Genomic DNA, 7,804 nt, shown 5'->3' with positions numbered 1-7,804 from the left:
GGCCTCGGCGTCGCGGCTGCTGCTGCGCGGGGCAGCGCTGCGGGCGGGCCTGGCGTCGCTGCTGCGGGGCGCGCGGGTGGGCGCGGCGGCGGCGCGGCTCGGACGGGCCTCGGCGTCGCGGCTGCTGCTGCGCGGGGCGGCGCTGCGGGTCGGCTTGGCGGCCGGCTTCGGCTTCGCCGCGGCTTCGGCGCGCGGCTTGGTCGGCGCCACGCGGGTCGGCTGCTTCAGCGCCGGCTGCGCCTTGCCGGGCTTGCGGGGCTCGGTGGACGGGCGCGTCGCCGTGGTGCTCTTGCGGCGAGCCTGTTCGGGGGTCTTCGGGTTGCGGGCGATGGCGGCCTCCTGTGGGGCTTTGGTGGCAGGACCTGCGCGGGCCTGCGAGGGTTGGGCGCGGTGTGGCTTCTGGGGCGGTGTATGACGCCATCCGAGGCCCCGGGGCCAGCACCGAAAATGCGCGGGAGCTCAGCGTGGCTGCAATTGTTCCGGCGCGGCAGCAAGCGGCGGTCCTTTCCGGCCCTCCCGCTGGGCGGCCTGGCGCAGCGCGGTGGCGCTGGCCGGGTGTTCCGGCGCGGCGACCAGGCTCCAGCCCGGCGGCCCTGCCGCCAGCAGCGCGCCGGCGTCGCGGCGATGGCGGCGCAGCCGGGCGGCGGCGGCGCCGTGCAGGGCGCGGCGGGTCCAGCCCGGGCGCGGCAGCACGGCCAGCGGGGTGCGCGCCGCCAGCCGCCGCCAGTCGCGCCATTTCGGCAATTGCCACAGGTTGTCGGCGCCGATGATCCAGACGAATCGAACGCGTGGGAACAATTGCTGCAGCCGCTTCAGCGTGCGCGCGCTGTAGCGCTGGCCGATGGCGGCCTCGATGTCGCTGGCCAGCAGGCGGACGCCGTCGGCGATCGCCGCCGCCGATTCCAGGCGCTCGGCGAAGGGCGCCATGCCGGCGCGCGGCTTCAGCGGATTGCCCGGCGAGACCAGCAGCCAGACCTGGTCCAGCCGCAGCGCCTTCAGCGCCCGCAGCGCGACATGGCGGTGGCCGTCATGGGCCGGGTTGAAGCTGCCACCGAGCAGGCCGATGCGCGCCCGCCGCCGGTCGCCCCAGCGCCCCGTTTTTGTGGCCGTTTTCATCGAGGCGTGGCGCAGGGCGTCAGGGCCGGGTCTGGCCGGTGCCGGTGATGCGGTAGCGATAGGTGCAGAGCTGCTCCAGCCCGACCGGGCCGCGCGCATGCAGCCGGCCGGTGGCGATGCCGATCTCGGCGCCGAAGCCGAACTCGCCGCCGTCGCAGAACTGCGTCGAGGCATTCCACAGCCCGACCGCCGAATCGATCCCGTTCAGGAAGGCTTCCGCGGCGGCCGAATCCTCGGCGACGATGCATTCGGTGTGCTCGCTGCCATGGCGGCGGATATGCGCCAGGGCCTCGTCGACCCCGTCGACCACTTTCACCGACAGGATGGCGTCGAGCCATTCGGTGGAGAAATCGGCCTCGGTCGCCGGCGGCAGGGCCGGCATCAAGGCGAGGGCCCGGGCATCGGCGCGGAAGCTGCAGCCCAGCGCCGCCAGATCGGCCACCAGCAGCGGCAGCAGCGACGGCGCGATCGCCGCATCGATCAGCAGCGTCTCGGTGGCGCCGCAGACGCCGGTGCGGCGCATCTTGGCGTTCGCCAGGATGGCCCGCGCCATTTCCGGGTCGGCGCTGGCATGGATATAGGTGTGGCAGAGGCCCTCGGCATGGGCGAGGACCGGCACCCGCGCCTCCTCCATCACCCGGGTGACGAGACCCTTGCCGCCGCGCGGGATGATCAGGTCGATCAGACCTGCCGCGCGCAGCATGGCGCCGACGAAGGCGCGGTCCTGGGTGGGGGCGATCTGCACGGCGCCTTCCGGCAGGCCAGCCGCGCGCAGCCCGTCCAGGATGCAGGCATGGATGGCGGCGGCCGAGCGGGCGCCCTCGCTGCCGCCGCGCAGGATCACCGCCGAGCCCGCCTTCAGGCAGAGGCCGGCGGCGTCCGCGGTGACGTTGGGCCGGCTCTCATAGATCATGCCGATGACGCCGAGCGGCTGCGCCACGCGGCGGATCACCAGCCCGTTGGGGCGGGTCCATTCCGACAGCACGCGGCCGACGGGATCGGGCAGGGCGGCGATCTCCTCCAGCCCCACCGCCATGGCCTCGACGCGGGCCGGGTTCAGCGTCAGCCGGTCGAGGAAGGAGCCGGTCAGGCCGGTCGCCGCCGCCAGGTCGGCGGCGTTGGCGGCCAGGATGGTTCCCGCCTTCGCGCGCAGGCTGGCGGCGGCGGCCAGCAAAGCCCGGTCCTTCGACGGTCGGTCGGCGCGCGCGAGCTGGCCCGCCGCGGCGCGGGCGGGGCTGGCAAGGGCGGCGATCGGATCGGCGATGAGGTTCACGGGATGCGCTTTCTCGACGGAAGGAAGCTTACAGCAGGACCAGGTCGTCGCGGTGGATCAGCTCGTCGCGGCCGCGCCAGCCGAGGATGGCCTCGATCTCCTCGGAGCGGCGGCCGGCGATGGCGCGCGCGGCCTCGGCATCATAGGCGGACAGGCCACGGGCCAGCTCGGTGCCGGCCTCGTCGCGCACGGCCACCGGGTCGCCGCGGCCGAATTCTCCTTCCACCGCGCGGACGCCGGCAGGGAGGAGAGAGCGCCCGTCGCGCAGCGCGCGCGCCGCCCCGGCATCGACCCGCAGCACGCCGAGCGGCGCCAGCGAGCCGGCGATCCACTGCTTGCGCGAGGTGCGGCCCTCGGGCGCCGGCAGGAACCAGGAGCAACGGGCGCCATCTTCCAGCGCCTGCAGCGGATTGGCGCGGGTGCCCAGCGCGATGGCCATGGCGCAGCCGGCGCCGGTGGCGATCTTCGCCGCGATCAGCTTGGTGCGCATGCCGCCCGAGGAATAGCCCGGCGGCGGCTCGCCCCCCATGGCCATGATCGTGTCGGTCATCCGCTCCACCACCGGCAGATGCATCGCCTCGTGGTCGCGGCGCGGATCGGCGGTGTAGAGGCCGTCGATATCCGACAGCAGCACCAGCGCATCGGCATGGATCATCTCGGCGACGCGGGCGGCCAGGCGGTCATTGTCGCCGAAGCGGATCTCGGCGGTGGCCACCGTGTCGTTCTCGTTGATCACCGGGACGCAGCCGAGGTCGAGCAGGGTGCCGAGCGTCGCGCGGGCATTGAGGTAGCGGCGGCGGTCCTCGCTGTCCTCCAGCGTCAGCAGCAGCTGGGCGGCGGTCAGGCCGTGATGCGACAGCGCCGTCTGCCAGGCGCCGGCCAGGCGGATCTGCCCGACCGCCGCCGCCGCCTGCTTTTCTTCCAGCCGCAGCTTGCGCTTGACCAGGCCCAGCGAGCGGCGGGCGAGCGCGATGGCGCCGGAGGAGACCAGCACCACCTCCACGCCCCGCGCCCGCAGCACCGCCACATCGGCGGCGACCGACGAGATCCAGTCTTCCCGGGGCGCCGCCGTCTCCGGGTCGACCACCAGGGCCGAGCCGATCTTGACGACGAGGCGGCGGGTGGTGGCCAGCGAAGGCGGCGGCAGGCTCACGCGGTCTGGCCTTCGCGCTGGCGGTAGATGGTGTCGGCCAGCTCGCGCAGCACGCCGGGGACGCCCTCCTGGGTGGCGCCGCTGATCAGCCGCACCTCGCGGCCGGTGGCGCGCTCCAGCGCCTTGACGCGGCTGGCCTTGGCCTGCGGCGTCATGGCGTCCAGCTTGTTCAGCGCGATGATCTCCGGCTTGCCGATCAGCCCGCCGCCATATTCCTCGAGCTCGGTGCGCACCGTCTCATAGGCGCGGACCGGGTCGGGCTGGCTGCCGTCGATCAGGTGCAGCAGCACGGCGCAGCGCTCGACATGGCCGAGGAAGCGGGTGCCGAGGCCGGCGCCCTCGGCCGCGCCCTCGATCAGCCCGGGGATGTCGGCAAGGACGAATTCCTCGGTCGCGTTCAGCCGCACCACGCCGAGCTGCGGCGTCAGCGTGGTGAAGGGATAGTCGGCGATCTTCGGCCGCGCGGCGCTGGAGACCGACAGGAAGGTCGACTTGCCGGCATTGGGCAGGCCGACCAGCCCGGCATCGGCGATCAGCTTCAGCCGCAGCCAGAGCCAGCGCTCCTCGCCCGGATAGCCCTTGTCGGCGCGGCGCGGGGCGCGGTTGGTCGAGCTCTTGAAATGCGCGTTGCCATGGCCGCCATCGCCGCCGGTGCAGATGGTGGCGCGCTGCCCCTCCTCGACCATGTCGGCGAGGACCGTCTCCTTGTCCTCGGCCAGGATGACGGTGCCGACCGGCACCTTCAGCGTGACATCGTCCGAGCCCGCCCCGGTGCGGTCGGAGCCGGCGCCGTTGCCGCCCTTGCGCGCCTTGAAATGCTGGGCGTAGCGGTAGTCGATCAGGGTGTTCAGCCCGGCCACGGCCTGCACCAGGATATCGCCGCCCCGGCCGCCATTGCCGCCATCCGGGCCGCCATATTCCATATACTTCTCGCGCCGGAAGGCGATGACGCCGTCACCGCCATCGCCGGCCTTCACCCAGATCTTGGCTTCGTCGAGGAACTTCATGGCAGTCAGGATCCGGGGGAAATGGCAGGGGGGGCGACAAACGAAAACGGGGGCCTTGCGGCCCCCGTTCGCGGTCTATCGGTCGCGAAGGCGCGCGAGGGTTACTCGGCGGCCAGCGGCAACGGCTCCACGGAAACGTGGACGCGGCCCTCGGCGCGGCGGGTGAACTTCACCTTGCCCTCGACCGCGGCGTGGATGGAATGGGTGCGGCCCACCAGCACGTTGGTGCCCGGGACCATCTTCGTGCCGCGCTGCGTCACGATGATGTTGCCGGCCAGCACATGCTCGCCGCCAAACTTCTTGACGCCGAGGCGCTTGCCCGCGGAGTCGCGACCGTTGCGGGAAGAACCGCCAGCCTTTTTATGTGCCATGAGGAGTGTCTCCTACGTCTATCGTCGTTCGGAAGCGGGCGATCAGGCCGCGGCGATGGCGGAAATGCGCAGCACCGTCTGGGGCTGGCGGTGGCCATTCTTGCGGCGGCTGTTCTGCCGGCGGCGCTTCTTGAAGATGATGACCTTGTCGCCCTTCTTGTGCTCCAGCACCGTGGCGGTGACGGTGGCGCCGACCACGATGGGGGCGCCGATCGTCAGCCCGGCCTCGCCGGAGATCGCCAGGACGTCCTGGAAGGTCACGGTCTGGCCGGCTTCGGCCTCAAGCTTCTCGACGATCAGCACGGCGTTCGGGGTGACGCGGTACTGCTTGCCGCCGGTGCGGATCACTGCGTAGGTCATTGGGGCGCCCTGAAAGCTCTGCCGTGCTGGCCTGATTCAAAAAACAACGTGGCCGAGAACGGCCATCGGCGACGCCACAGGCATCGTCGAGAGGTCGGCCGTATAGCGCCCGGGGGTTCAGGGAGTCAACGCTCGAGGGGGGATTCGCACTTTTTCCCCGAAACAGCGCGTTGCGCTCGGCGCCAAGCCCCTCTATACCCCGGCCGCTCGACGACCAGCGGCACCGCGGAGAGGTGGCAGAGTGGTCGATCGCGTCGGTCTCGAAAACCGAAGTAGGTGCAAGCCTACCGTGGGTTCGAATCCCACCCTCTCCGCCATTTCCCTGTCCCTGTAGCATGCGGCCGGGCGCCTTTGCGCCCCCTGCGGCGCTGCGCGCATTCCCGTGGCGGTCGCCAGGGACCCGCGTGGCTGCCCCTGGCCTGCCGGCCAGGGGCGGGCGCAACGCCGCTTCATCATAAGGACTGCCGGGCCCCGTGGCCTGGCCCCCGGCAGGATCGCCGAGCGGTTCGCGGTCAGGCGGGGCGCTGGCGCCTGAAGGCTGAGCGCCGATGGTGCCGCCGCCGCGCGGCCTGGCCTGGCGTCGGCGGAGCTGCGCTGCGGGCCGCGCGATCATGACAGGGGCGACATCCCGCGACAGCCTGGAAGTGCTGGAGGCCTCTCAGCCTGTCGATAGCGCCGACGTCCTGGAAACATTAATAGTTATCTTATGTTAGCCGAGGAGGATTTGCTTTTCCATTCTGCGCCCGTTCCTCATTTTATTAACCGTTTGCTTACAAACCTGCGTATTTTTGTCAATCCCGTCTTAACATTGATATTGTGACATCGTTTCGACCTGTGTAATTCCCGGGAAAATTACACCGCGGAGAGGTCAAAATGGCTGCTGTCAATGGTACCGATGGTGACGATGTCATCCCCGGGGCGGGCTCGAACGACACCTTCAACGGAAGCCTCGGCAACGACAGCTTCAACGGCGGCACCGGCAACGATGTCGCGGTCTACGGGGCGACTTTCGACCGGGTCACGCTGACGGCCGAGGTCACGTTCCAGACCAACAGCGTCTCGGCGAAGGCCATCGTCGAGAAGTACGGCGTCGGTGGCGCCGCCGTCGGCGAGGACACGCTGATCAATGTCGACAAGATCACCGCGACGAGCGGTCTGAACGACACGGTCAGCACGCCTCTGCTGAACCAGCCCGACGGGGCGGCGCTCGGTGCCAATATCGACCTCACGACAGGTCTGATTAAGCTGATGGGCACCTACAACAACCGGCCGATCGCCGGGCCGCTGGCTGCCACCATCATCTCGATCGACGGTTTCGAGCACGTCACGACGACGGTCTTCGCCGACAAGGTGACCGGCAACGCCGCCGCGAACAGAATCTCGACCTATGCCGGCGACGATGTCATCGACGGCAATGGCGGCGACGACATCATCGACGGCGGCGCCGGCAACGACACCATCGATGGCGGCGCCGGCAACGACACCATCATCGGCACGCTGAGCGGCAGCGACACCATCAAGGGTGGCCTGGGCGTCGACACCCTCGACTATACCAGCGCCGGCGGCCCCGTCGCCTTCGGCCTGGGCGAGGTGACCTCCGGCGGCGAGGCCCGAGTGACCATCGACAAGGGCCTGGAAAACGGCATCGACTCGGCGGTCGAGATCGAGGTGATCATCGGCAGCGCGGGCGGCGGCGACGCCATCGACGGCCGCACCCTCGACGCCCTGCCGCAGCGCAACGGCCAGGGCGCCGGCGCCAGCCTGGACGTCGATCTCGGCGCCGGCAGCGTCCGGATCGACTTCGCGAATTCCGCCTATGCGCCGCCGCTCTCCGGCAGCCTGGCCTATAGTGTCAGCGGCTTCGAGATCGTCGAGGGCTCGGCGCGGGCCGACACCATCACCGGCGGCACCAGCGAGACCGACCTGACGCTGCGCGGCAATGATGGCGACGACATCCTGACCGGCGGCCTGGGCGACGACACCATCGAGGGCGGCGCTGGCGACGACACCATCCATGCCAGCCTCGGCGACGACACCATCAGCGGCGGCACTGGCTTCGACACGCTGAACTACGCCTCGCTCAACGATGCGGACGACGATTTCCACATCCATGTCGATCTGATGGACGGCACCGTGCGCAAGCATGGCGACGACACCGACGAGGACGACGACTTCTCCGGCATCGAGAAGATCATCGCGACCAGCAACAACGACTACTTCGACATGGGCGCCGGCGCGATCGAGATCGATGGCGGCGAAGGCTTCGACACCGTCTATTACGACGAGACGCCCGAGGCCCAGGACGGCCTGACCATCTCGCTCGACGGCTCGGTGCCCAGCGACGGCATCGCCGCCGGCCACAAGTTCACCAATATCGAGCGCGTCGTCGCCGGCTCTGGCGACGACTGGGTGATCGGTGACGTGACCGCGGGCGAGGGCTACTACGAAGGCGTCGACAACGTCCTCGAGGGCCGCGACGGCGACGACGTCCTCGATGGCGGCTTCGGCGACGACGTGCTGATCG

General features: G+C 70.5%; 7 protein-coding genes, 1 tRNA gene and 1 pseudogene. 2 read left to right on the top strand and 7 right to left on the bottom strand.

From position 1 onward, the window contains the following. The 7 genes and pseudogenes from GVN67_RS27010 to rplU form a co-directional block, all read right to left on the bottom strand. A pseudogene (locus GVN67_RS27010) lies at window positions 1-210 on the bottom strand (hypothetical protein); the annotation flags it as partial. A 249-nt stretch (window positions 211-459) separates the two neighbouring features. Beyond that, complete coding sequence (locus GVN67_RS27005; protein WP_160000415.1) at window positions 460-1,116, bottom strand: nicotinate-nucleotide adenylyltransferase; 657 nt, start codon at window positions 1,114-1,116, stop codon at window positions 460-462. A gap of 19 nt (window positions 1,117-1,135) precedes the next feature. Further along, window positions 1,136-2,389, bottom strand: a complete 1,254-nt coding sequence (locus tag GVN67_RS27000) for a glutamate-5-semialdehyde dehydrogenase (RefSeq protein WP_160000414.1) — start codon at window positions 2,387-2,389, stop codon at window positions 1,136-1,138. A gap of 28 nt (window positions 2,390-2,417) precedes the next feature. Next, complete coding sequence (gene proB / locus GVN67_RS26995; RefSeq protein WP_408906366.1) at window positions 2,418-3,536, bottom strand: glutamate 5-kinase; 1,119 nt, start codon at window positions 3,534-3,536, stop codon at window positions 2,418-2,420. Window positions 3,537-3,538: 2 nt separating this feature from the next. After that, window positions 3,539-4,549, bottom strand: coding sequence for a GTPase ObgE (gene obgE, locus GVN67_RS26990; RefSeq protein ID WP_160000412.1), 1,011 nt, complete (start codon window positions 4,547-4,549; stop codon window positions 3,539-3,541). A 101-nt stretch (window positions 4,550-4,650) separates the two neighbouring features. Beyond that, the gene (gene rpmA, locus GVN67_RS26985) at window positions 4,651-4,920 is read right to left on the bottom strand and encodes a 50S ribosomal protein L27 (protein WP_160000411.1); all 270 of its coding nucleotides are present in this window, start codon (window positions 4,918-4,920) and stop codon (window positions 4,651-4,653) included. 42 nt (window positions 4,921-4,962) lie between these two features. Further along, window positions 4,963-5,280, bottom strand: a complete 318-nt coding sequence (gene rplU / locus GVN67_RS26980) for a 50S ribosomal protein L21 (RefSeq protein WP_160000410.1) — start codon at window positions 5,278-5,280, stop codon at window positions 4,963-4,965. A gap of 227 nt (window positions 5,281-5,507) precedes the next feature. On the opposite strand from rplU, the gene GVN67_RS26975 reads away from it, so the two are divergent. Both GVN67_RS26975 and GVN67_RS26970 read left to right on the top strand, forming a co-directional pair. Then, window positions 5,508-5,597 (top strand) — tRNA-Ser (locus GVN67_RS26975). 556 nt (window positions 5,598-6,153) lie between these two features. After that, a partial coding sequence (locus GVN67_RS26970) for a calcium-binding protein (RefSeq protein ID WP_304621476.1) occupies window positions 6,154-7,804 on the top strand: 1,651 nt, incomplete at its 3' end.

Source organism: Roseomonas sp. 18066 (assembly GCF_902706185.1).
Classification (GTDB): domain Bacteria; phylum Pseudomonadota; class Alphaproteobacteria; order Acetobacterales; family Acetobacteraceae; genus Pseudoroseomonas.
The sequence above is the reverse complement of the archived record's forward strand: the minus strand, read 5'-3'. Positions and strand labels throughout refer to the sequence as shown.